General features: G+C 51.2%; 19 protein-coding genes. 11 read left to right on the top strand and 8 right to left on the bottom strand.

What is annotated here, in order from left to right:
* Positions 1-162: 162 nt before the first annotated feature.
* From KK083_RS08565 to KK083_RS08575, 3 genes are all read right to left on the bottom strand, one after another.
* Complete coding sequence (locus tag KK083_RS08565) at positions 163-2,988, bottom strand: DNA gyrase/topoisomerase IV subunit A (protein ID WP_254162481.1); 2,826 nt, start codon at positions 2,986-2,988, stop codon at positions 163-165.
* A 42-nt stretch (positions 2,989-3,030) separates the two neighbouring features.
* Positions 3,031-4,944 carry a DNA topoisomerase IV subunit B gene (locus tag KK083_RS08570; RefSeq protein WP_254162483.1) on the bottom strand — a complete coding sequence of 638 codons (1,914 nt, stop codon included), beginning with the start codon at positions 4,942-4,944 and terminating at the stop codon, positions 3,031-3,033.
* 190 nt (positions 4,945-5,134) lie between these two features.
* On the bottom strand, positions 5,135-5,575 hold the full coding sequence (locus tag KK083_RS08575) for a hypothetical protein (protein ID WP_254162485.1): 441 nt from the start codon (positions 5,573-5,575) through the stop codon (positions 5,135-5,137).
* A gap of 37 nt (positions 5,576-5,612) precedes the next feature.
* On the opposite strand from KK083_RS08575, the gene KK083_RS08580 reads away from it, so the two are divergent.
* From KK083_RS08580 to KK083_RS08590, 3 genes are all read left to right on the top strand, one after another.
* Complete coding sequence (locus KK083_RS08580; protein ID WP_254162487.1) at positions 5,613-6,863, top strand: sterol desaturase family protein; 1,251 nt, start codon at positions 5,613-5,615, stop codon at positions 6,861-6,863.
* A complete protein-coding gene (locus KK083_RS08585) occupies positions 6,841-7,212 on the top strand; it encodes a hypothetical protein (protein ID WP_254162488.1) in 372 nt (123 codons plus the stop codon). Before KK083_RS08580 ends, KK083_RS08585 begins: the two co-directional genes overlap by 23 nt.
* A gap of 177 nt (positions 7,213-7,389) precedes the next feature.
* On the top strand, positions 7,390-8,280 hold the full coding sequence (locus KK083_RS08590) for a 3-hydroxybutyryl-CoA dehydrogenase (protein WP_254162490.1): 891 nt from the start codon (positions 7,390-7,392) through the stop codon (positions 8,278-8,280).
* Between the two features lie 97 nt (positions 8,281-8,377).
* On the opposite strand, the gene KK083_RS08595 is transcribed toward KK083_RS08590, so the two are convergent.
* From KK083_RS08595 to KK083_RS08610, 4 genes are all read right to left on the bottom strand, one after another.
* Entirely contained in the window at positions 8,378-10,651 is a 2,274-nt protein-coding gene (locus KK083_RS08595; protein ID WP_254162492.1) for a T9SS type A sorting domain-containing protein, read from the bottom strand.
* Between the two features lie 537 nt (positions 10,652-11,188).
* Positions 11,189-11,557, bottom strand: a complete 369-nt coding sequence (gene mscL / locus KK083_RS08600; protein WP_254162494.1) for a large conductance mechanosensitive channel protein MscL — start codon at positions 11,555-11,557, stop codon at positions 11,189-11,191.
* A gap of 146 nt (positions 11,558-11,703) precedes the next feature.
* Positions 11,704-12,522, bottom strand: coding sequence for a DUF3108 domain-containing protein (locus KK083_RS08605; protein WP_254162496.1), 819 nt, complete (start codon positions 12,520-12,522; stop codon positions 11,704-11,706).
* 104 nt (positions 12,523-12,626) lie between these two features.
* Positions 12,627-13,439 carry a 2,3,4,5-tetrahydropyridine-2,6-dicarboxylate N-succinyltransferase gene (locus KK083_RS08610; protein ID WP_254162498.1) on the bottom strand — a complete coding sequence of 271 codons (813 nt, stop codon included), beginning with the start codon at positions 13,437-13,439 and terminating at the stop codon, positions 12,627-12,629.
* Between the two features lie 74 nt (positions 13,440-13,513).
* Here KK083_RS08610 and KK083_RS08615 point away from each other — a divergent pair, with 74 nt between their 5' ends.
* From KK083_RS08615 to KK083_RS08645, 7 genes are all read left to right on the top strand, one after another.
* The gene (locus KK083_RS08615) at positions 13,514-14,614 is read left to right on the top strand and encodes a glycosyltransferase family protein (protein WP_254162500.1); all 1,101 of its coding nucleotides are present in this window, start codon (positions 13,514-13,516) and stop codon (positions 14,612-14,614) included.
* 88 nt (positions 14,615-14,702) lie between these two features.
* A complete protein-coding gene (locus KK083_RS08620; protein WP_254162502.1) occupies positions 14,703-15,359 on the top strand; it encodes a metal-dependent transcriptional regulator in 657 nt (218 codons plus the stop codon).
* Positions 15,360-15,502: 143 nt separating this feature from the next.
* Positions 15,503-16,384: a metal ABC transporter solute-binding protein, Zn/Mn family gene (locus tag KK083_RS08625; protein ID WP_254162504.1), complete on the top strand. Its 882-nt coding sequence runs from the start codon at positions 15,503-15,505 to the stop codon at positions 16,382-16,384.
* A gap of 4 nt (positions 16,385-16,388) precedes the next feature.
* Complete coding sequence (locus KK083_RS08630; protein WP_254162518.1) at positions 16,389-18,656, top strand: TonB-dependent receptor; 2,268 nt, start codon at positions 16,389-16,391, stop codon at positions 18,654-18,656.
* A complete protein-coding gene (locus KK083_RS08635; protein WP_317195217.1) occupies positions 18,653-19,462 on the top strand; it encodes a metal ABC transporter ATP-binding protein in 810 nt (269 codons plus the stop codon). The genes KK083_RS08630 and KK083_RS08635 overlap by 4 nt, the downstream gene beginning before the upstream one ends.
* 107 nt (positions 19,463-19,569) lie before the next feature.
* Positions 19,570-20,859, top strand: a complete 1,290-nt coding sequence (locus KK083_RS08640; protein ID WP_254162520.1) for a metal ABC transporter permease — start codon at positions 19,570-19,572, stop codon at positions 20,857-20,859.
* Positions 20,860-20,980: 121 nt separating this feature from the next.
* The gene (locus KK083_RS08645; protein WP_254162522.1) at positions 20,981-21,907 is read left to right on the top strand and encodes a metal ABC transporter permease; all 927 of its coding nucleotides are present in this window, start codon (positions 20,981-20,983) and stop codon (positions 21,905-21,907) included.
* 102 nt (positions 21,908-22,009) lie between these two features.
* Here the strand turns inward: KK083_RS08645 and KK083_RS08650 are convergent, their stop codons facing one another.
* Positions 22,010-22,270 carry a hypothetical protein gene (locus KK083_RS08650; protein ID WP_254162524.1) on the bottom strand — a complete coding sequence of 87 codons (261 nt, stop codon included), beginning with the start codon at positions 22,268-22,270 and terminating at the stop codon, positions 22,010-22,012.
* Positions 22,271-22,502: 232 nt separating this feature from the next.
* On the opposite strand from KK083_RS08650, the gene mnmE reads away from it, so the two are divergent.
* Positions 22,503-23,440, top strand: a 938-nt coding sequence (gene mnmE / locus KK083_RS08655) for a tRNA uridine-5-carboxymethylaminomethyl(34) synthesis GTPase MnmE (RefSeq protein WP_254162526.1), incomplete at its 3' end; no start/stop codon positions are given.

Consider the following 23,440-nt stretch of genomic DNA (forward strand, 5'->3'; position numbering starts at 1 on the left):
TAATGGTGTAGAAGTCCACGGTCCACAGTCGACAGTCCACCGCAGTGTGGTCTGTGGTGGACTGTGAACCATTCCATCAGAGGTCGAGCTCTATGGTTTCGCCTACACCGAACGACTTATCTTCATCGTCAGGTTTCTTTTTCGGTATGGGCGCCGGCCTTTCTATTTCTTTTTTGCCTTCTTCACTTTTTTCGGAGCCGCTTTGGCGTTCGCTTTTGGCTTCTTGGCCGAAGAGGTCTTGCTGCTCGGCTTTGATTTTTGGCTTTGGCTCTGGCCTTTGCTGGACTTGGTGCTTGGGCTTTTCCGGGGCTTCGAAGAGGCTTGACTGCTCCCCTTCTTCGAGCCACTGGTTGTGGTCTGGTTCAGTTTTTTTTTTTGAGGCGCCTCTTTTTCCGAGTCAGCCACTTCCACTACGTCATTATCCTCATCACCTTCTTCCAGGCCGGTCTCTTCGTCCTGCACCAGGTTCACCTTCGTAACCTTGTATTCTGAAAGCCTGTTGCCCAACGCCTTCCATCCTTTGATCTCCACCAGCTCATCGAGGCTGGCAGTCTCCATCTTCTTGGGCTTGTCTTTGGCCTTCTGCACTTCCATCTCGATCTCCGGACTTTCAGCCGTGGAGACAACCACCAGGCGCGAACCGATTCCCTCTGAAATGAAGCCGAATTCCTTGTCCATGGTGCTGGTCTCGATCATAAATCGTTTCACCATGTATTGTTTGCTTTCGCCATCCACGTAAACGGCGGAGACGGCTTTCTTGGGATTGAACTTCTCAACGTGCAACGTCTTTTCAGGATCGTAGCGGTTGGCGATGTCGAAGTTGGTGATCTTGTATGAGCCATTGCGCTGGAAGGCGATGATCTGGTCGTCGCCATCGAATTTGCCGAGCGCCTTGCCACGGCCATCCTTATTAAGGCGGCCTGCGTCTGCATCGTACCACAGGCTGATCTTGCTCAGCGTAGATGCTCCGGCCTTCAGGAAATCAACCTTGCGCACGGGATAATGCGTGATGGTATTACCCTTCGAGGTCCTGCCCTTCACTTCCAGTTCGGAAAAATCATATTCAAAGATCTTCTTGCGGGCGGTGCTGGCAGGGCTCAGCTTCACCTCCACGGTCTCAGCTTCACCATTGGGGTTTCCACTCACATAATGAAGCTTCGAGTTGGGGTGTCCCTGGGTCAGGTCATACTCTTTATCGCGGGTAACGCCGGGCAGGTTGAAACGTTTGGCAAACGTTCTTCCGGATTTGCCGTCGGAATAGATCACGTTGTACACCATGCGGTCGTCTCCCTTTTTCCAGACGCCGGCGAACATGATGTCTTTGCCCATGAACCCTTTTTCCTGGATCTTAGATACCATTACCTTACCGTCTTTCCGGATAGCGATCACGTTATCCAGCTCCGAGCAGTCGCAGATGTATTCTGTTTTTTCGTCGCGTTTCAGCCCATAACCCATGAAGCCGTCAGCACGGTTCACGTACAACTTCTGGTTGCTGGCGATTACCTCTGTAGCCGAAACGGACTGGAAGCTTCTGATCTCCGTTTTGCGTTCGCGGCCCTTGCCGTATTTCTCCAGCAGCTTCTGGAAGTAGTCGATGGCGTATTCGGTCAGGTGCCTGAGGTGATGCTGCGTTTCTTTCAGCTCCTTCTCCAGGTCCTTCAGCATCTCATCGGCCTTGAACGAGTCGTAACGGGAGATCCGCTTGATCCTGATCTCGGTCAGCTTCACGATGTCGTCGGTGGTGATCTCGCGGTAGAATTTCTTCTTGTGGGGTTTCAGGCCTTTGTCAATGCGGCTGATCACCTCTTCCCATGTTTTGGCCTCTTCAATATCGCGGTAGATACGGTTCTCGATGAAGATCTTCTCCAGCGATGAGAACAGGATTTTTTCCATGAGCTCGGCTTTCCTGATCTCGAGCTCCTTTTTGAGGAGGGCAACGGTCTGTGTGGTGTTGTATTTCAGGATGTCGTTCACCGCCATGAAGTGCGGCTTATCCTCGATGATCACACAGGCGTTGGGCGATATACTGATCTCGCAATCGGTGAAAGCGTAGAGCGCATCCATAGCAATTTCGGGCGACTGTCCCGGCTGCAGGTGGATGATGATCTCAACATCCTTGGCGGTATTGTCTACTACCTGCTTCACCTTGATCTGTCCCTTCTCACTGGCCTTCACGATGGATTCCATCAAAGAAGTAGTGGTGGTAGAGAACGGTATCTCTTTGATTGCCAGGGTCTTTTTATCGATTATGTCAATCTTTGCTCTAACCTTGATCTTGCCTCCCCGCATGCCCTGGTTGTATTCCGAGAAGTCGGCCAGGCCACCGGTTGGGAAGTCGGGATAGATCTTGGGCTTCTTCTCCTTCAGTATATCGACAGAAGCCTTGATGAGTTCGCAGAAGTTGTGGGGCAGGATCTTGGTAGACAAACCTACAGCGATACCTTCCACACCTTGCGCCAGCAGCAGCGGGAATTTTACCGGCAGCGTTACGGGCTCTTTCTTGCGGCCGTCGTAAGACAATTGCCACTCCGTGGTCTGCGGGTTGTACACCACATCGAGGGCGAACTTCGAGAGGCGCGCTTCTATGTAGCGAGGTGCCGCGGCGCTGTCGCCGGTTCTAACATCACCCCAGTTACCCTGGGTCTCGATGAGCAGGTCTTTCTGGCCGAGGTTCACAATAGCCTCTCCGATGGCGGCGTCACCGTGCGGGTGGTACTGCATGGAGTGACCGATGACGTTGGCCACCTTATTAAAACGCCCGTCGTCCATCTCCTTGAGGGAGTGCATGATCCTGCGCTGCACGGGTTTGAACCCGTCTTCGATGCGCGGCACGGCACGTTCAAGGATCACATACGAGGCATAGTCAAGAAACCAATTCTGGTATAGCCCATCAAGCGCAACGGAATGTACTGCGTCGCCAGTACCAGAACCGTTCGTGCCGGTTGAAACTACGGTGGGTTTACCTACAGGTGGTTTTTTCTTACTCATATTGCAAACAAGTCAATCAGCTTGATGTATTGTTTTGTATTCTTAAGCTACAGCATCTTCAGGCTGCTCTTCCAGGGCAATCTTATCATCGGCCCCTTTTTCAACTTTATCCAACTCGATCCGCAGGTTATCGATGATGAACTCCTGGCGGTCAGGGGTGTTCTTGCCCATATAAAATTCCATGATCTGCTGCAGGTTGGTATCGTGCAGCAGCACGGGTTGAAGCCTGATATCTTCACCGATGAATTCGCCGAACTCGTCGGGTGAGATCTCTCCGAGACCTTTGAAGCGTGTGATCTCCACTTTGCCGCCTAACTTCTGCATGGCGTTCTGCTTCTCTTCTTCACTGTAGCAATAAATGGTTTCCTTCTTGTTGCGTACGCGGAAAAGCGGCGTCTCCAAAATGAACACGTGGCCCGCCTTTACCAGGTCGGGAAAGAACTGCAGGAAAAAGGTCATGAGCAGCAACCGGATGTGCATGCCGTCAACGTCTGCATCGGTGGCGATGATCACCTGGTTATAACGCAGGCCATCGAGGCCGTCTTCGATGTTCAGGGCGTGCTGCAGCAGGTTGAACTCTTCGTTCTCATAAACCACTTTTTTGGTAAGCCCGTAACAGTTGAGCGGCTTACCACGGAGGCTGAACACCGCCTGAGTCTCTACACTACGCGACTTGGTGATGGAACCACTGGCCGAGTCTCCCTCAGTGATGAAGATCTGGCTGTTGGCGCCTTTTTCGTTCTTATCGTCGAAATGGAACCGGCAATCCCGCAGCTTGCGGTTGTGTAGATTGGCTTTTTTGGCGCGTTCGTTCGCCAGCTTTTTGATACCGGCGATCTCCTTGCGCTCACGTTCAGACTGGGTGATACGTTTGAGCAGGGCATCGGCGGTAATCGGATTTTTATGAAGGTAGATCTCGAGCTCTTTCGCTACAAAGTCGCCCACGTAGTTCTTAACGAGCGCGCCTTCGGGTGCCATGTTGAGCGACCCAAGCTTGGTCTTGGTCTGTGATTCGAATACAGGCTCCTGGACCCGTACGGCGATGGCGCCGATGATGCTGGCGCGGATATCGGCTGCATCGAAGTCTTTCTTGTAGAAATCACGAACCCCGCGAACCACGCCTTCCCGGAAGGCGGCGAGGTGTGTTCCACCCTGTGTTGTATTCTGGCCGTTGACGAACGAATAGTATTCTTCGCCATACTGGTTGCCGTGGGTGAGCGCTACTTCGATGTCGTTGCCCTTGAAGTGGATGATGGGATAACGAAGGTCATCGGCGTTGCTCTTCTGCCGGAGCAGGTCGAGCAGGCCGTCTTTCGAGTAGAACTTGTTGTTGTTATAGTTGATGGTGAGGCCCGCGTTGAGAAAGGCATAGTTCCACATCAGGTCGTCCAGGTATTCCGGGATGAAGTGATAGTGTTTGAACATGGTCTCATCCGGCTCGAACTCCACCAGGGTGCCGTTCTTCTCGTCTGTTTTACCCTGGCGCGGATCGTTGACCAGCACACCTTTTTTGAACTCGGCAAGCTTGGTCTGCCCATCGCGGAAAGCCTGCACCTTGAAATAGTTCGACAGCGCATTCACCGCTTTGGTACCCACACCGTTCAAGCCCACGGATTTCTGGAAGGCACCCGAATCGTACTTGGCACCGGTATTGATCTTGGACACAACATCCACCACTTTACCGAGCGGGATGCCGCGGCCGTAATCGCGCACGATCACTTTCGATTCGGTGATGGTGACATCGATCACTTTTCCATACCCCATCATGTGCTCATCGATACAGTTATCGACGACCTCTTTCACAAGGACGTAGATCCCATCGTCTTTGGACGAGCCGTCGCCGAGCTTACCGATGTACATACCGGGGCGCAAACGAATATGCTCGCGCCAGTCGAGCGACTTGATGCTTGATTCATCATAACCGATAGCAGGTGCCGATGCAGCAGATTTTGCCATACGCTTACAGGATTGAATTAATTAAGACAAACAGTTCAAAAAATCAATTAAGAGCTTAAAAAGTGCGAATTAACACTAATAAAACGATTTTTAATGTCATCCCAAGGGACCGCCCGCTTCCCCGCACTATAAAGTCACCTTACCTATCCATTCATAACTTACTGATTTACAAACCTTAGACGGATAACGATCAAACCGACTGTTTAAGAAAAAATTTTTGATACAATGCATATACCGGCCAGGCCGCGGCCCAAATTACGATCAGGGTAACGCTTCCATAAATAACAAAGCCGATGCGGGCGTAGTCAAATTTTTCGGCGCTGTTATATAACCCGATGAGGCTGAGCGCGATAATGAAGAATACGTTAATGGTAATAACGAGGCCGTGAAACCACATTCGGAAGGCTTCCGCGCTGCCGTACATGCTTTTAATGACGTATACCAGCACGTTAACGGTGATGGAAATGGCCAGCATTACATAAAACAGCACATCGCGGTTCATGGAGATCTGTCCGCTGCTTTCTTCCTGGATCACCATGTTCTCCTGCCAGCCGGCATATCCATACAACAATGTGGCAAATAATGCCAGGACGGAAACAAACCATACCACCCTGAAAAGTTTTAACAGCATTTGTTTATTAAATTTGGTGCAAATAAACGGAAAACTTGTGAACCTGAACCCGATTGTTCTTTCCATTCCGATTTTTTTCACGCTGATCGGAATAGAGCTGCTGGTGGAGCGCTTTACAAACCAGAAGCTTTACCGGTTGCCGGATGCCATTGCCAACCTGAGCTGTGGTATAACCTCGCAATTATCGGGATTGTTCCTCAAACTATTTGCGGTGGGCGTCTATCAATACCTGTTCGAACACTTTGCGTTTATGACTTGGGAGCGGAACTGGCTCTACTTTGTGGTGCTGATACTGCTCGTGGACCTCGCCTACTACTGGGCGCACCGCATGAGCCATGAAGTGAACCTCTTCTGGGGCGGTCACGTGGTGCATCATCAGAGTGAAGACTACAATCTTTCTGTGGCGCTGCGTCAAAGCTCGCTGCAGGTGATCTGGACGTTCGGCTTCAGCCTGCCCATTGCGTTCCTCGGCTTTGAGACCGGCGACTTTGTACTGATCTCCGCTTTCAATACTTTATACCAGTTCTGGATCCACACCGAGACCATCAAAAAGCTTCCGCGCTGGATCGAGTTCATCTTCAACACGCCTTCCCATCACCGTGTTCACCATGGCAGGGATCCCAAATACATCGACAAAAACCACGCAGGGTCACTGATCATCTGGGACAGGATGTTCGGCACTTTCCAGGAAGAGGAAGAAAAGCCGACCTACGGCATCACCAAACCCATCAACAGCTGGAACGCGGTATGGGCCAACATGAGCCACTATGCGGACATGAGCAACGATCTCAAACGGATCCCTTCGTGGTATGACCGCTTCAGATACCTGTTCAAAAAACCGGGATGGTTGCCGGAGTCACTGGGTGGCTACCGTGCGGCGCCGGTGGTGGATAAATCGACCTACCGGAAATACGAGACACCTTCTCCCCTGTCGCTCAACCTGTACGTGCTCTTTCAATACGTGCTTTGCCTGGCGGGCACTTCACTTTTCCTGTTCAGCCAGAAGACTCCTGAAGGTCTTGACCGGTTCTCTTTACAGGAAAACATTTTTATCACGGTGCTCATCTCCATCGTGGTGGTGAACTGCGGCGTACTTTTCGAGCAGCGCGCCTGGGTAAAATGGGCGGAATGGATCCGGATCGTCCTCTATCCTGCCATGCTCAGCCTGTTCACCTACGCCTATGGATGGCCGTTGTGGCTGCACGCACTTTCATTCTCTTATTTTATCATATCCTTTACCTGGTTTTATTCTCTTCAGAAACAACATGCTCAGATCCAAGTGGCTTAACCTGGCAGCGATCGCCTTTTTTACATTCTCCTGTGGCAAATCATTACCCGAGCTTGAAGGCATAGATCCGCAGGCATGGAAAGACGACCGCAACGGCTGTACGCGCAAACGTGAGTCGATGGCCGATGCCATCAAAAGGGAAAAGAACAAGCTGTTGGCGCTGAACGAGATGGAAGTGATCAAAGTGCTTGGAAGACCTGACCGCAACGAGCTGTTCAAACGCAACCAGAAGTTCTACTACTACTTTTTGGAACCAGCCGATGAGTGTGCTGAACACGGCGAGGCTCCGAAAAAGCTTTCGATTAGATTTAATGCGATGGGGCTGGCGAAAGAGGTCGTTGTGGAATAGAAGATAGAGTCCAGATACGAGGTACGAAGTACGAGGTACGGAAGCATTGATCGCAGATGGGTGCTTTGAATTTTAGATCGTACCTCGTCCCTCGTATTTCGTACCTCAATCTACCTCGTATTTCATACTTTGTATTTCCCGCCTTCTTTTATCTTTGCTGCACACTAAACGACCTCTATGAAGAATATCGCAGTAATCGGTGCGGGCACTATGGGGAATGGTATCGCTCATGTGTTTGCACAAACTTCGTATAAAGTTAATCTCATTGATGTTTCTGCCGAGGCGCTGAAGAAGGCGATGGCCACCATTGAAAAGAACCTGGACCGGCAGCTGGCCAAGCAGGCCATTACAGAAGACGTGAAGCAAGCTGCGCTGCGGAACATTACCACTTACAGCGATGTGAAGGCCGGCGTGAATGGCGTTGACCTGGTGGTGGAAGCCGCTACCGAGAACGTTGACCTGAAGCTGAAGATCTTCAAAGACCTCGACGAAGCGTGCGCACCAGACGTGATCCTGGCCACCAACACATCGTCCATTTCCATTACCAAGATCGCATCCGTTACAAAACGTCCTGAGAAAGTGATCGGGATGCATTTTATGAACCCTGTACCGGTGATGAAGCTCGTAGAAGTGATCAGGGGTTACAGCACTAACGATACGGTGACCAACAAGATCATGCACCTGTCGAAGGACCTGGGCAAGATCCCTGTGGAAGTGAATGACTATCCCGGCTTTATCGCCAACCGCATTCTTATGCCCATGATCAACGAAGCGATCTATTCATTGTACGAAGGTGTAGCCGGTGTTGAAGAGATCGACACGGTGATGAAGCTGGGCATGGCCCATCCGATGGGTCCGCTTCAGCTTGCGGATTTTATCGGGCTCGATGTATGCCTTTCCATTCTCAATGTACTGCACCAGGGCTTTGGCAATCCCAAGTACGCGCCCTGTCCCCTGCTGGTGAACATGGTGCAAGCCGGGCACAAAGGTGTGAAATCCGGCAATGGGTTTTATGTCTACTCTGCAGGCAGTAAAGACCTGGTAGTGGCGGAGCGGTTCAGGAGATAAATGCATGTCCCGCGGATCACGCTGATACGCAGATCAACTTTTAAATTCTATTTGCGGTTATCTGCGGGAACCTTTACGCTCTGCTTCGAGTAACCTTCTACTTCACTGCGATCTTTTTCACTTTGAGCTGACGCGACGACACTACCCTAACGAGATAGATGCCAGGGCTAAATTCTGACGTGTTCAGCTCATGAGTTCTTTCATGGCCAAGCTCATTTTCATCAAGGATCTTGCTGAGCATGACCTGCCCTTGCACATTGCTGACCGTCACGCCGATCGGCCCTGCCATTTCATGTGAGAACGTCAAGGTCAATTTATCTTGCGCCGGATTGGGATGAGCTGAAAACTGATCATCTTCAGCATACGCTGCTACGGCTGTCACAATTTCTTCTTCCGGCACGCCGACCTCTTCTTTCTCGATTTTGACAATAATCTGGGCAGCTTCATCGGGCATCGCTACACCATTGGACGCGTTCCATACAATTCTGTCCTCCCCTTCGTAGCCTGGATCGGGAACATATTTCAATTTATCCAATACGCTTCTCGAGAGCTGGACTGGAGCGGTGATTTTGGCACCACCTGGCAGTGTCAGGTAGCCATGCTGTGGCAATTCAATGATCGATAACCTGATCAGCTGGCCGGGACCTTCAAAGGCGCTGGTAAAATCTTCCCTGGAAAAGAACAGTGGCGTATCTGACTCTATGGTCCGGGAAATATCGTTCACCCTGCTTTCTTCCGCCACCGTGTCGATGATGAACAGGGTCCGTCCCATGGTTATATACCATTTATCGTTGGCCCAAAAGGCCTTTCCCTGCGACGAGCAAATCTCTTTCGAATTGCCTTGTTTATCAGACAGGTACCGTCTGAACCGGTACTCGGAATCGTTGATCCAGCCAGTCTTCGTATTGCCATTGATAGTGATGACATCTCCTGAAGGATTCAGGAGCTCAAGCGTACTGCTGGTACCATAAAAAGTAACCTGATGACTTTCACCTGAAGGCTGTCGGACCCAAATCTGGTTCTGGCCGAGACTACCGGGGTATCCATAGGCAATGTACCCATTGTTGACCTGTTTAGAAAGACGATCGCGTAATTCGTAGCCTCTCAGGAGCGTTTCGCTGGTACCATCATGCATGGCAACGGCAGACTTGATATCAATGCCGCAACAGGGCTCGATTTTTTCGTAAAAAATCTTCCCATCACTACTAATCAACGGAGATTCGTTCTTCAGTAAAACCGGACTATCATTGGTGAGCCTGGTATGAACACCGTTTTTATATACATAAACGTTATTACTTAATGTATAAGTAATTGTGCCATCTGGCGCAACATCTGCCAATGATACCCCCTTGTCACTAACGACTTGTGTAAGTCCGTCGGAAAATTTACGCAAGTACAAGTAATTACGATCGATCCACACGGCGTAATCTCCGTTGATCTTCACATTTTGGACGTTTCTATCGCCGGGTGTAAGCTGGTTTACCATAGTGCCATTCCATGCATACAACCCTTTGGTCAGATAAGGTCCCCAGGAATTCATAAAAAGAAGCCCTTCGGACGTCAGCATTAAACTGGAAGATCTGATATCATTGTCGACAGGAACAGTTACGGTTGCAGACGACTGCAAATCATATATTTCAGGTTTATGTATGCCATCGATCAGCCGCGTGTATGCTATGTTATTGCCATCAAAATCCGAGATCAGGGCGTCTACAGAAGCCACCTCCTTCAAGTAAGGACTCGATTCAATGTAGATTCTTCTGGAGGCCGTGACCGCCTGATACTGGTCGGTGGCAGTTACCACCAGGTCCATCGTAAAACCATCAAGGTCTGAAAGGTCTATATCTGCATCTATCTGACCCGGTGCGTGGCTCACAAAATCAAATCCTCCTAACGAGTTCCTCTGCTTCGCCATCAGGCTGATGGTACAGGGCGTTCCGTTTTCTTCTCTGCATTTCGCTTTTACTCTTACCTCAGACCTTGCGGTACTTTCATCTAAAGGTCCCTCCCATTCAATAATCGGCGGCGTATCGTAAATAAATGGCCAGTCTTTTGAAACAGCATAATTGGTGATGTCTGTTGCTGTTATCGTCATGGTATGCGTACCCTGTTGCAGTGCTGTCAAAGGCAGCGTTCCTCCAAAAACATTTCGCTGATCGGTGAGCGTCAAGGAGACCTGGGTCGTGCCGACTTTGGCAATAACTGCAGCAATTTCAAGTTGTGAGCTTACTTCTACCAGGACCGCCAGATTATGGCCTTTGGATAACCCAAGCGTGCTGGGTTTTATGACCTCGATCTTAATGTTCTGAGCATTGCTGGTCGCCACAATGGCACTGCACAGGACGAAGAGGGCTGTTAATGACTTCATCATAGGCTATTTATTTAGCAGATCGGCGTGATTTTCAAGAAAAAACTCCCGTCGGCTTCTTACAACCTGCGACGGAAGATCAGCTGCACAAGGTAAACCGTTAGGGCTCGGTCCGGAATACAACCCTTGCGCTATTCTACAACGGAATATGAATCTATAACGAATTTGTGTTATTTCAAAATAGTCTACCCGCAAATGCCCCTGAGATTTGCGTGCAAAAATGAAAGCAGGTGAGTGCGTATCGGCATCATGGTGTTAAACGGTTACAAAGTGGTTTGGAATGCATGTCCTGCGGATCACGCTGATTTACGCAGATCAAATCCTAAACAATGACTTTAAAGAAGTGCAATTCTAATAAACGAGACGAAGCGGATGAAGCTTTAACTACTTCAATAAAGATAGGCTTGGATCAGTCAAAAAAAGGAAAAGTAAGGCCTCACCAAGACGTAATGTCTTGAAATGCGTGCTCATTACAAACGCAGCGTCCATAATTCCTCAAGGCGGATTAATCCGCGTCGATCAGCGTAATCTGCGGGACCTTTACGCCCTATTCCGAAGCAAATCCCTGATCTCCGTCAGCAGCTTCACATCAGGAGGTAGATCTGCAGGGCCAACCGGCTTGGCTTCTTCTTTCTTTTTGAGGCGGTTGATGGTCTTTACGATCAGGAAGAGCACAAAGGCGATCACGATAAAATCAAGCGTTGCCGCCAGGAAAGCCCCGATTTTCACGCCGGGCCCTACCTCCATGGTACGCCAGTCACCCCCGGGCATTACCGGGTTGAGCAATGGCATGACGATATCGTTGACCACCGAATTAACGATCTTGCCGAAGGCGGCGCCGATGATCACACCTACCGCGAGGTCGATAACGTTACCCCGCATGGCAAACTCCTTGAACTCTTTAAGCATAACCGAAGGATTTTAGTTGGAATACTCCAATCGGTTCATAAAAGGCGTGCCTGAACAATGCATTTCCCGCAGATTTCGCAGATAAGCGCAGATGATACACAATAATAAATCCGCGTTGATCAGCGTGATCTGCGGGACACCTGAATTTACTTGGCGAGATTAAGCGGATTTCGAAGCCCGGAATAATCCGTAAGCTCTACCCCGGCGCTGCCGATGAACATTTCGGCGTCGATCTTGACGGGAATCCTGTTCTTATCGTCGGAGAAAAAGACGGTGATGGAATTTTCGCCATCAAAGAGCTTGTTCTTGGGCATCACAGGTTTGAACTTCAGGGTCCTTACTTTGCCCACTTTGGTTTTGGTCACATCCTTGCCCTTGTAGATGATGCGGAGCTTGTAGAACTCATCCTCGAAAAAGCCGGAGATGACAACGGTATCATTTACCTGCAGCTTGGAGAAATTCATGGTACGCATATACAGGAACCCGGCGATCATGTCGCGTACCTGGGCGGGGGCATCATACATCAGCGGGTCCTTGAATTTACCGGTTTTGCGGTCGGCCTCTCTTACCCTGATCTTTTTATTCTCGTGGTCGAAATAGGTTTGTTCGTCTTTTCGATAGCGTCCTTCCCGGATGCGGCGGTAGAACATGTGTGGAACCAGCGCCGCTGTATCCACATAGGCACCGAACTGGTCTTTTACATCTTCCACCCAGTTTACCAGGCCTACGGTTTCGGCGAAGATGTCGACCTTGTAGCAATCGCGGTTGTTAAGCTTGAAATACTCCTCATGGATATTGGCGCTTCCGCGGCCCACGGTGAAGATCCCGTAGGTCATTTTGAATTTGAGCACCTCGCCACGGGTAAAGCTTTCGTTCTTTACAGGCGGATAAATGTCATTACGCTCGCCGGTGAAGCCCGTGAGAAGAATAAGCAGTGCCAGACCGAACAGTATGCGTTTCTTCATTCCCGAATAACTGACAAATTTAATCAATCATTGTTAAGATGGTATTAAATCCAAAGCTTGTGCCAGGGAAAAGCTTCACCGGATTCGAGCAAAGCCGGTGACACTCAGACCGATACGCTGTTGTCGCGCAATGCATCGTTGAGCGACGTCTTCTTATCCGTGCTCTCCTTCCGCTTGCCGATGATCAGCGCACAGGGCACCTGGTAATCGCCGGCCGGGAATTTTTTGGTATACGACCCCGGAATCACTACAGAACGCTCCGGTACATAGTTTTTGTATTCTACCGGCTTATCGCCTGTTACGTCAATGATCTTGGAGCTTGCCGTGAGCACCACATTGGCCCCCAGCACGGCTTCTTTCCCTACCCGCACACCTTCCACGATAATACAGCGTGAGCCGATGAAAGCGTTATCTTCAACAATGACAGGCGCTGCCTGCACAGGCTCCAGCACCCCGCCAATACCAACGCCACCACTGAGGTGAACATTCTTACCGATCTGCGCGCAGCTGCCCACGGTTGCCCAGGTGTCTACCATGGTGCCTTCATCGACATAAGCGCCGATGTTCACATAAGAGGGCATCATGATCACACCCTTGCTTACAAATGCACCGTGGCGGGCAATGGCATGGGGAACAACGCGGACGCCCAACGCCTTGTAGTTTTTCTTCAGCGCGATCTTATCATGGAATTCAAACGGCCCAACTTCAATGGTCTCCATCTGCTGGATGGGAAAATAGAGGATCACGGCTTTTTTGATCCATTCGTTCACCTGCCAGCCGCCAGCAACAGGTTCGGCAACCCTAAGCTCGCCTTTGTCCAGCTTCTCAACAACCGAGCGGATGACTGCCTGGGTGTCAGGTTCCTGAATGAGTGCCCGGTTTTCCCAGGCCTTTTCAATGATGTGCTTGAATTCCATTTTATAATCGCTTAATTGTAATTTGCATGAAAAGGCAATAATAATGATTAACGCTTAACGATTTACATACGGGAATGGCCGAAGTAAAAAGAAAGATCGTTATTGCCTCCGTTCTGAAGCCCGTGAACGACACGCGTATGGCTGAAAAGATCGGCCAGAGCCTTGCCACAGAAGGGTATGACGTTCACGTCATCGGGTTCCCGGCCACTACCCATACCCCCGGCCTCACATCACACCCTCTGCCCCGCTTCAACCGATTAAGCCTGCAACGGCTGCTCATGCCATGGAAGATCCTGCATATTGTGCTATCGCTGAGGCCTGCGTTGCTCATTATTACCACGCACGAGCTGCTGCTGCCGGCGGTGATACTGAAACTGCTCCGCGGCATCCGGATCGTGTACGACGTACAGGAGAATTATTACCGCAATATCCTTTACCTGCCGGCTTTTCCGCGGGTGCTCCGGCCACTGATCGCGCTGTATGTGCGGATGAAAGAGTACATCACAGCGCCGGCCGTAGACCATTTCTTTCTGGCCGAACAAGGTTATGCGAAAGAGCTTTCCTTTCCCGGCAAACGGTTCACTGTGCTGGAAAACAAGGTAAAACTGCCGGAAACACGTCCCACAGCAGAAAGAAATCCGTGGCAGCTCCTGTTCTCCGGAACACTGGCTGAGACCACCGGGGTATTCCATGCCATCGACATTGCTGTTGGGCTGCATCGCCTGGAGCCGCGCATCACCCTGCTGCTGATCGGGTATTGTGCACGACCACAGGAGCTGAGTCGGATCAGAAATGTCATCGCCCCCTACCCGTTCATCCGGCTGACCGGCGGAGACACGCTGGTGCCCCATCCTGCGATATTGTCGGCCATCCAGGGTTCTGGCGCAGGCATCATCGCCTATCCTTATAATGAATCAACCCGCAATTCTACGCCTACCAAGCTGTTCGAATACCTGGGTTTGAAACTTCCCATTATCCTGATCAATCACCAGCCATGGATCGACCGCTGTGCTCCGTACGCGGCAGCCTGCGTTTTCGACTCTGCCCACATTGACGCTGAAAACCTGCTCAGTGCCCTCAAAAACCAACATTTCTACTTCCAGGAACCTGCAAATGTGCGCTGGGCTGATGAAGAACCCAGGCTGATGCAAGCGATCTCTCATCTTTTAAATTAGCGCAATCGAAATCACAGAATAAAAGTATCTAAATATTTTTTTAGACTAGTCTAAACTTTTATTTTTATAGGGCGTTAACCTCTATTGTATGCTGAGCTTTACGGAAGAAAACTATCTGAAGGCTATTTACCGGCTCTCTGAAGGGGGCACTAAATCGGTGCTCACCAGTGAGATCGCCGAGATGATGAGCACCAAAGCTGCTTCGGTAACGGACATGATCAAAAAGCTCTCGCTCAAGAACCTGATCGGGTACGAGAAATACTACGGCGTGAAGATCACCAAGCAGGGAAAATCGGAAGCGCTGATGGTGATCCGCAAGCACCGCCTCTGGGAAACCTTTCTTGTGGAGAAGCTCCAATTCACGTGGGATGAGGTGCATGATGTGGCGGAGCAGCTCGAACACATACAATCCAACCTGCTGATCGAAAAGCTGGATGAGTTCCTCGGCTTTCCAACGGCCGATCCCCATGGCCATCCTATTCCCGATAAAAATGGAAAGATCCAGACGGTGCGGCAGATCCCGCTGGCGGATCTGGTGACGAGCAAAAAGTGTGTGATACGGTCCGTCAAAGATGGCTCCCCTTCTTTCCTCCAGTACCTGAGCAAGATCGGCGTCTACATTGGCGCGCCGGTGGTGATCCTGGAAAAGATCGAATTCGATGGCTCTCTCGAGATCCTGATCGATGGCAACAAAAAGGTGTTCATCTCGCGGGATGCTGCACAGAACCTGTTAGTAACTGAATGACTATGAAGCATAAACTACCAAACGTTTTTTCAACAACATCTTATTTAGGTACGAGGTACGGGGTACGAGGTACGGCTGCTACGTACTTCGTACTTCGTACTTCGTACCTCATTTCGTACCTCATTTTTATCTCACTATTCTTTTTGGCAGGTTGTACTTCCAACCAGGGCAAACCCGTGGATGGAAAAAGCAAACTGCGCATTGTGACCACTACCGGTATGATCAAAGATGCCGTGGAAAATGTGGCGGGCGACCAGGTTGAAGTGATCGCGCTGATGGGCCCCGGCGTTGACCCTCACCTGTACAAGGCAACCCAGGGCGACCTGCAGAAGCTCACAGACGCCGATGTGGTGTTCTATAACGGTCTTCACCTCGAAGGCAAGATGGGCGAAGTGCTGGAAAAGCTCGGCAAGACCAAACCTGTGATCGCGGTAGCCTCGGGCATACCCGACAGCCTCCTGCGCACAGTGCCCGGCTTTCAGGGTACCCACGATCCGCACATCTGGTTCGACGTCAAGCGCTGGGAGTATGCGGTACACACCATCTCAGACTTTCTGCAACAACACGATACTGCGCAGGCAAAGAACTACAGCGAAAGAAGTAAACGCTATATCCTTCAGCTCGACTCATTGCACGAGCAGGTAAAACAATCGCTGCAGCAGGTACCGGAAGCACAACGCGTGCTGATCACCGCGCACGATGCCTTCGGTTATTTTGGCGATGCTTACCACATCCATGTAAGAGGACTGCAGGGGATCTCTACCGTATCTGAGTTCGGCCTCAAGGATGTAACGGAGCTGGTAAATTTCATCATCAGCCGGAAGATCAAGGCGATCTTCATCGAGACCTCGGTTTCACATAAGTCGATCGAGGCCGTGGTGGCAGGTTGCCGTGATAAAAATTGGAACGTGAAGATCGGCGGAAGCCTCTACTCCGATGCCATGGGGCCGGCGGGAACACCCGAGGGCACCTACATCGGTATGGTCAGCGCCAACGTCAAGACTATTGTTGATGCTTTAAAATAAAGGTATGGCGGGCAGGTTGTTATTGGGCGTTATCGCGATGCTAGCGACTGGCAGCATGACCAGCCATGCGCAGCCTATCACCATTTCCGGTTCGGTAAAAGATTCCGAAACCCGCGAACCCCTGGCATACGCTTCGGTGCAGCTGGAAGGATCTTCCTCCGGCACCACCACCAACGAACAAGGCAGCTTCACCATAGCGGTGAGTGCACCCCTCGCGGAGAAGGCCAAACTTATCATCTCGTTCGTGGGATACAAATCGGAGACGGTTACACTTTCCTCGCATCAAACCCGGTACACCATACTGCTGAAACCTGACGCCAGCGCGCTGCAGGAAGTGGTAGTGGTTTCAGGAACGATGAAAGAGGTGACAAAAATGAGCTCTCCCATTCCTGTTGAAGTCTACTCTCCTGCCCTGTTCCTCAAAAATCCCACGCCCAGCATCTTTGAATCGCTGGGTATGGTGAACGGTGTACAGCCGCAGCTGAACTGCAACGTCTGCAATACAGGCGATATCCATATCAATGGCATGGAAGGTCCTTATACAATGGTGCTCATCGATGGCATGCCCATTGTGAGCAGCCTCGCCACGGTGTACGGCCTTGCCGGGATTCCCAACAGCATGGTGAAAAGGATCGAGGTGGTGAAAGGCCCCGCGTCAACGCTCTATGGCTCCGAGGCTGTCGGCGGACTGATCAATATCATCACCAAAGATCCGGCTACGTCGCCAACATTTAAAACAGACATTTCGGCCACCTCGCTGCGGGAGTACAATGCCGACGTTGCCGTAAAATGGAACGTCAGGAAAGCTTCGTCGCTGCTGGGCATCAACTACTTCAACTTCATGAATAAGCTGGACGTGAACGAAGACAATTTTACAGACGTCACCCAACAACAACGGATCTCGCTGTTCAACAAGTGGGATGTGCACCGGAGAGACAACCGTCAGGCCTCGGTTGCCGTTCGCTACGTTTATGAAGACCGCTGGGGCGGAGAAATGCAATGGAACCGGACGTACCGTGGCAGCAATGAGGTCTATGGCGAATCGATCTACACGAACCGCGCGGAAGTGATCGGCAACTACCAGCTTCCTGTGCAGCAGAAGATATTCTTCGACTACTCTTATAATTATCACCTGCAGGACTCCTACTACGGCGTTAACGCTTACCTCGCGCGCCAGCATGTAGCTTTTACGCAGTTGCGCTGGGACAAACAGATCGGCAAACACGACCTGCTGGCGGGGGTTCCTTTCCGTTATGTATTCTATGACGACAATACCCCCGGCACTGCTTCGGCTGATACGGTGAACCGCACCAACAAGCCTATGCGCACTTTCCTGCCCGGCATTTTTGTTCAGGACGAGCTGAAATTCAGCGAACAGTTTACCTTGCTGTCGGGGCTGCGATATGACCGGCACAACCAGCACGGCAACATTTTTTCGCCACGGCTCAGCGCCAAGTATTCGCCTAACAAGTCCAACACTTTCAGGCTCAGCATGGGCAATGGCTTCCGCGTGGTAAACCTCTTTACAGAAGATCATGCTGCGCTGACCGGTGCGCGGCAGGTGATCATCAAAAACGCGTTGAAGCCGGAACAATCGTGGAACGTGAACCTCAACTACGCCACCAACCTTTCCCATAGCAATGGTTACATCGGCATCGATGCCAGCGTTTTCTATACGTATTTCACCAATAAGATCGTAGGTGATTTTATTACCGACCCAGAAATGATCATCTATGACAACCTGGACGGCCATGCTATTTCAAAAGGCATTACTTTGAACACAGACATTGCGTTCACCAGCAGCCTGAAGGTGATCACGGGAGTCACGCTGATGGATGTTTACCAGGTTGAAAAGAACGACGCAGGGCGGGAAAGAAAAGTACCGCAGCTTTTTGCGCCAAGGTTATCGGGCACATATTCCGTAAGTTATTCCCTTGATCGGTTCGGACTCACATTCGACCTCACGGGCAGACTCAACGGGCCCATGCACCTGCCTGTTGTGCCCAACGATTTCAGGCCGGCAAAATCGCCTTTGTACACCATCATGAATCTGCAGGTGACGAAAACATTCACGTCGGGACTCGAAGTTTATGCTGGCGCCAAAAACATCCTGAACTTCATGCCGAAAGATCCGCTGCTGCGGCCGTACGATCCTTTCGACAAGAACATTACCATCAACAATCCTTACGGATACACATTCGATACCAGTTACAATTACGCACCCGTGCAGGGCATCAAAGGTTTTGCAGGGTTGCGATATACCATTCAATGATTATGGAAGACAAGTCAATAACAATGCAGCCAGCCCTCGAGATACACGACCTCACAGTAGCCTTCGACCGAAAACCGGTGCTGTGGGACATAGACCTGACGTTGCCTCAGGGCAAGCTGGTGGGCATCATTGGTCCTAACGGCGCGGGGAAATCAACGCTTATCAAAGCTGTGATGGGGTTGCTGCCGCTCAGCAGTGGTTATGTAAAGCTATTCGACCAACCGATCGATGAAGTTCGGAAACGGATCAGCTATGTGCCACAGCGTGAATCCGTAGACTGGGATTTTCCCGCTTCGGTGCTCGACATTGTGATGATGGGGCGGTACGGAAAGCTGGGACTGTTCAAAAGTCCGCGCAAGGCTGACCGTGATGTGGCCTTCGACTGCCTGAAAAAAGTGGGCATGGAATCGTTTGCCAACCGCCAGATCTCACAACTCTCCGGGGGGCAGCAACAGCGAACCTTCCTGGCCCGCGCGCTGGCCCAGCAGGCAGACATCTATTTTATGGATGAGCCTTTTGCCGGCGTGGATGCCGCTACTGAGAAGGCTATCATCAACCTGCTTCGCACCATGACCGAAGCCCGCAAAACGGTGGTGGTTGTGCATCACGACCTGCAGTCTGTGCCCCAGTATTTCGATTGGGTGATCATGCTGAACACGAGGCTTGTGGCCGTTGGTCCGACGGAATCGACCTTCAACCAGCACAACCTCCAGGAAACTTACGGCGGCAAGCTTACGCTGCTGGCGGATGTTGCGGATTTGATCAGGCGGGAAAGTTATCCGAGCAGGGAAGGCAGTAATCGGTGATTTGTAAATGGTAATCGGTAAGCCAAGTTTAAAGTTTGAAGTTTAAGGTTGAAAGTTGTGAGACCTTCAAAATCGTACCTCGTAAATCGTACTTCGTACCCAGCAATATGAACTCATTGGTTGAATTTTTCTCCTTCACTGATCCTAACATCCGGTTTGTGGTGATCGGCTCGGTGCTGCTTACGGCAAGCTCGGCTATTGTGGGCTCGTTCACGTTCCTGAATAAAAAATCACTGGTGGGCGATGCCATTGCTCATGCGGTGCTGCCGGGGATCTGCCTGGGTTTTATCCTGTCGGGCACGAAGAATCCCATTTACCTGATCGGAGGCGCGTTTATCACGGGCTGGATCTCGCTGGTGTTTGTGGAGTTCATCACTTCGCGTACCCGCATCAAGGAAGATACAGCGATAGGCCTTACGTTGTCCGTATTCTTCGGTATAGGCATTCTGTTGCTCACTGTGATCCAGAAATCGGGCAATGCGGCGCAAACGGGGCTCGACAGCTTTCTTTTCGGAAAAGCTGCCGCCCTGGTGGGTCGCGACCTCTACACTTTTGCGACGGTGGCTGTGGTACTGCTGATCTCTGTGTTTCTGCTCTTCAAAGAATTTTCACTGCTTGCCTTCGATAAAGATTATGCAAAAGCCATCGGGCTACCGGTGAAGCGGATCGAGCTGGTACTCACATCGCTGATCGTGCTGGCCGTGGTCATCGGCATCCAGGCTGTGGGTGTGGTGCTGATGGCCGCCATCCTGATCACACCGGCGGCGGCGGCGCGTTTCTGGACCGACAAGATCAAAGTGATGTTCATGCTGGCCAGTGTCTTCGGGGCGTTCAGCGGACTTACAGGTGCCTACATCTCTTATGTAGCGCCATCGATGCCCACCGGCCCCTGGATCGTGATCGTGATCTCCGTCATTGCATTCGTCTCGTTCTTCCTGGCGCCGAGAAGGGGTGTGATCAGCCGGCTCATGCGCCAGTACACCATTCGAAAAACCATCAACGACGAGAACGTGCTCAAGGCGTTGTACCAGCTTGGCGAAGAGAACAAAAACTTCTTCATTCAGCGGTACCCCGACGAGATCATCCGGAGGCGGAAATTCGAAAAAGAGAACCTGATGAAGGTGCTGAAACGTTTGAAGGGCCAGGGTTATGTCGAGCGGACGGGGAACCTGTGGGGGCTCACGGAAGAAGGAAAGAGCCGGGGCCAGCGCGTGGTGAAGATTCACCGCCTGTGGGAGCTGTACCTGACCACCCACCTTCATATTGCGCCTGACCACGTGCATGAAGATGCCGATACCATCGAGCACCTGCTCACACCGGAGCTGGAGGCGGAGCTTGAAAAGATACTGGATTATCCTTCGGTGGATCCGCATAAATCGGAGATACCTTATAAATAAATAGAAGTCAGGAGCCAGGAGTCAGGAGGGGCGGACGTTTGAGGTAGTATAATTGACCAGGAGACGCTACGAATAAAGAGGCATTAGGAATGCCAGGAGTTAGTTAAGAAGTTTTACGAATATGAATGACTTGTATATTATCATCACTGCATCATTAGTAGCCACTACGTGTGCGCTGCTGGGGTGCTTTCTTATCTTGCGGAAGATGGCGATGGTGGGAGATGCTATTTCGCACGCGGTGCTGCCAGGTATTGTGATCGCCTTCCTGGTTTCCGGCTCGCGCGATTCTGTCACCATGCTGCTGGGGGCCGGGCTCATTGGGGTGCTCACCACTTTTCTCATCGAGTTCTTCCACAAAAAGGCCAGGCTCCAGACCGACGCCTCTATCGGCGTTACGTTCACGTGGCTTTTTGCTGTGGGCGTGGTATTGATCTCGTTGTTCGCCGGCAAAGTAGACCTCGACCAGGATTGTGTGCTCTACGGAGAGATCGCCTATGTACCGCTCGACGTGATCATAACCGACGCGGGAAGCAACATCGGCCCCCGTGCCATTTACATTATGGGCACCATCTTCATTGTGATCGTTGCCTTCATCGTGCTTTTTTTCAAGGAGCTGTTCCTCACCACCTTCGATCCGGCGTATGCCAGTGCCATCGGTATCTCCACGGCGCTCTGGCACTACCTGCTGATGGGAGCGGTATCGGCTACCACGGTGGCCTCCTTCGAATCGGTGGGCGCTATCCTTGTGGTGGCGCTGCTGATCGCTCCGGCCGCAACGGCGTACCTGATCACCGATAACTTTAAATGGATGCTGATCATCGCCTCGATCGTGGGAATACTCGCGTCAGTAACTGGCTACTACCTGGCGGTGTGGGTAGATGGTTCCATCGCCGGCGCCATCGCTGCGTTGTCGGGGGTGCTCTTTATCCTCGCGCTGATGTTCTCCCCTACGCACGGACTGCTCTTCAAAAAGCTGAAAGCATCTCACTCAACCGCAGAGAATTCCATCACGCAGCCGTTTTCCGTGGATCCCGCAGATTCACGCTGATAACCCTTTCTGGTTGGGGCCGTACGCTGTAAATGTGTAAGCTGACGTTTGAAAACGCACTGGCGGAAGAGATCAACAAAGACTAAAGACCACGCACCGGTCTCAGCCTTGCCATTCCTGTGCCGGAATCTCCTGCATACCGAGAACACCCAGGTTGGAGAAGTTCTTATAGCAGGTAGCACATTCGAGGTGCTGATAGCTCTTTATCGACCAGATGGTGCTGCCGCAATTCGGGCAACGCAGGTCGTGGCCCCGGGTATAATGAGCATCGTAGAAACCGTATGCATTCTTTTTCAATGGGAACTTAACCCTATTTTCAATCAACGGAATATCAAAAATAAGATCTTTAAACTGTCGTAACATTTCTTACTGGGATTTAACCAACTTCGGCCCATTGTATAAAATTCTTATGCCCGGTTTAGTTGTGGAGTCTGTCCGGCCCTTGCGATCCTTGATTTTTGCTGTTGATGATATACCTTTGCTTCATGGATAATCTTAAGCACCACAGGCAAGACGGTATCCTCCCCTGCTGCGGAACCAATACATTGATGCTGGCGTTTGTTGAAAAGTTGCAACAAGACAATTTTTCCCGACGATGAACGACACGATAGTTGCGCTGGCAACCGCCCAAGGAATCTCCGCCATTGCCGTGATCAGGTTATCCGGGAAAGACTCGATCGGCTTAGTACAAAAGGTATTCTCCGGCAAAAAACTGGAAGACCAGGCTTCACACACCCTTCACTTCGGCATGCTGCGCGATGGCGACAAGGTCATTGACGAGGTGCTCATATCACTTTTTAAGGAGCCGAACTCCTTTACCAAAGAAAACAGTGTGGAGATCTCGTGCCACGGCTCACCGGTGATCGTGAAGGAGATCATTAAGGTATTGTTAAAAAATGGCGCACGACTGGCCGAGCCCGGCGAGTTCACCAAACGCGCTTTTCTTAACGGGCGTTTTGACCTGGCCCAGGCAGAAGCAGTTGCAGACCTTATCAACGCTGAAACTGACAACGCCCGGCAGGCCGCCCTCAACCAAATGCGTGGCGGTTTTTCCAAAGAGATCGACCGCCTTCGTGAAGAGCTCATCCATTTTGCCTCGCTCATCGAGCTGGAGCTTGACTTCGGTGAAGAAGACGTGGAGTTCGCCAAACGCGACGACCTGAAAGCGCTCATCCTGAAGATCCAGTCGTACCTGCATTTGCTCATCGAGTCGTTCGACCAGGGCAACGTGATCAAAAACGGTATTCCCACGGTGATTGCAGGCAAACCCAATGCGGGCAAGTCGACACTGCTGAACACGTTGCTGAATGAGGAACGTGCCATCGTCTCTGATATTCCCGGCACCACACGCGATACCATCGAAGACGAGATGGTGCTGGGCGGCATCAACTTCCGGTTCATCGACACCGCCGGGCTCCGTGAGACCCAGGATGTGATCGAAGCCATTGGCGTGGAGCGCACCCGTGAGCAGATGCGAAAGGCGTCGCTCATCATTTATCTTTTCGACCTGGCCACGGCATCGCTGACCGAGAT

It is taken from the genome of Chryseosolibacter histidinae, from assembly GCF_018598225.1.
Taxonomy (GTDB): Bacteria; Bacteroidota; Bacteroidia; order Cytophagales; family Cyclobacteriaceae; genus Chryseosolibacter; species Chryseosolibacter histidini.

Bases quoted from the DNA above. Each gene is read 5' to 3' on its own strand.
- KK083_RS08650 (WP_254162524.1), bottom strand. From the start codon at position 22,270: ATGTTACGACAGTTTAAAGATCTTATTTTTGATATTCCGTTGATTGAA.
- KK083_RS08645 (WP_254162522.1), top strand. From the start codon at position 20,981: ATGAATGACTTGTATATTATCATCACTGCATCATTAGTAGCCACTACG.
- KK083_RS08605 (WP_254162496.1), bottom strand. From the start codon at position 12,522: ATGAAGAAACGCATACTGTTCGGTCTGGCACTGCTTATTCTTCTCACG.
- KK083_RS08570 (WP_254162483.1), bottom strand. From the start codon at position 4,944: ATGGCAAAATCTGCTGCATCGGCACCTGCTATCGGTTATGATGAATCA.
- KK083_RS08595 (WP_254162492.1), bottom strand. From the start codon at position 10,651: ATGATGAAGTCATTAACAGCCCTCTTCGTCCTGTGCAGTGCCATTGTG.
- KK083_RS08615 (WP_254162500.1), top strand. From the start codon at position 13,514: ATGGCCGAAGTAAAAAGAAAGATCGTTATTGCCTCCGTTCTGAAGCCC.
- KK083_RS08565 (WP_254162481.1), bottom strand. From the start codon at position 2,988: ATGAGTAAGAAAAAACCACCTGTAGGTAAACCCACCGTAGTTTCAACC.
- KK083_RS08640 (WP_254162520.1), top strand. From the start codon at position 19,570: ATGAACTCATTGGTTGAATTTTTCTCCTTCACTGATCCTAACATCCGG.
- KK083_RS08635 (WP_317195217.1), top strand. From the start codon at position 18,653: ATGATTATGGAAGACAAGTCAATAACAATGCAGCCAGCCCTCGAGATA.
- KK083_RS08610 (WP_254162498.1), bottom strand. From the start codon at position 13,439: ATGGAATTCAAGCACATCATTGAAAAGGCCTGGGAAAACCGGGCACTC.
- KK083_RS08575 (WP_254162485.1), bottom strand. From the start codon at position 5,575: ATGCTGTTAAAACTTTTCAGGGTGGTATGGTTTGTTTCCGTCCTGGCA.
- mscL (WP_254162494.1), bottom strand. From the start codon at position 11,557: ATGCTTAAAGAGTTCAAGGAGTTTGCCATGCGGGGTAACGTTATCGAC.
- KK083_RS08590 (WP_254162490.1), top strand. From the start codon at position 7,390: ATGAAGAATATCGCAGTAATCGGTGCGGGCACTATGGGGAATGGTATC.
- KK083_RS08620 (WP_254162502.1), top strand. From the start codon at position 14,703: ATGCTGAGCTTTACGGAAGAAAACTATCTGAAGGCTATTTACCGGCTC.
- KK083_RS08585 (WP_254162488.1), top strand. From the start codon at position 6,841: ATGCTCAGATCCAAGTGGCTTAACCTGGCAGCGATCGCCTTTTTTACA.
- KK083_RS08630 (WP_254162518.1), top strand. From the start codon at position 16,389: ATGGCGGGCAGGTTGTTATTGGGCGTTATCGCGATGCTAGCGACTGGC.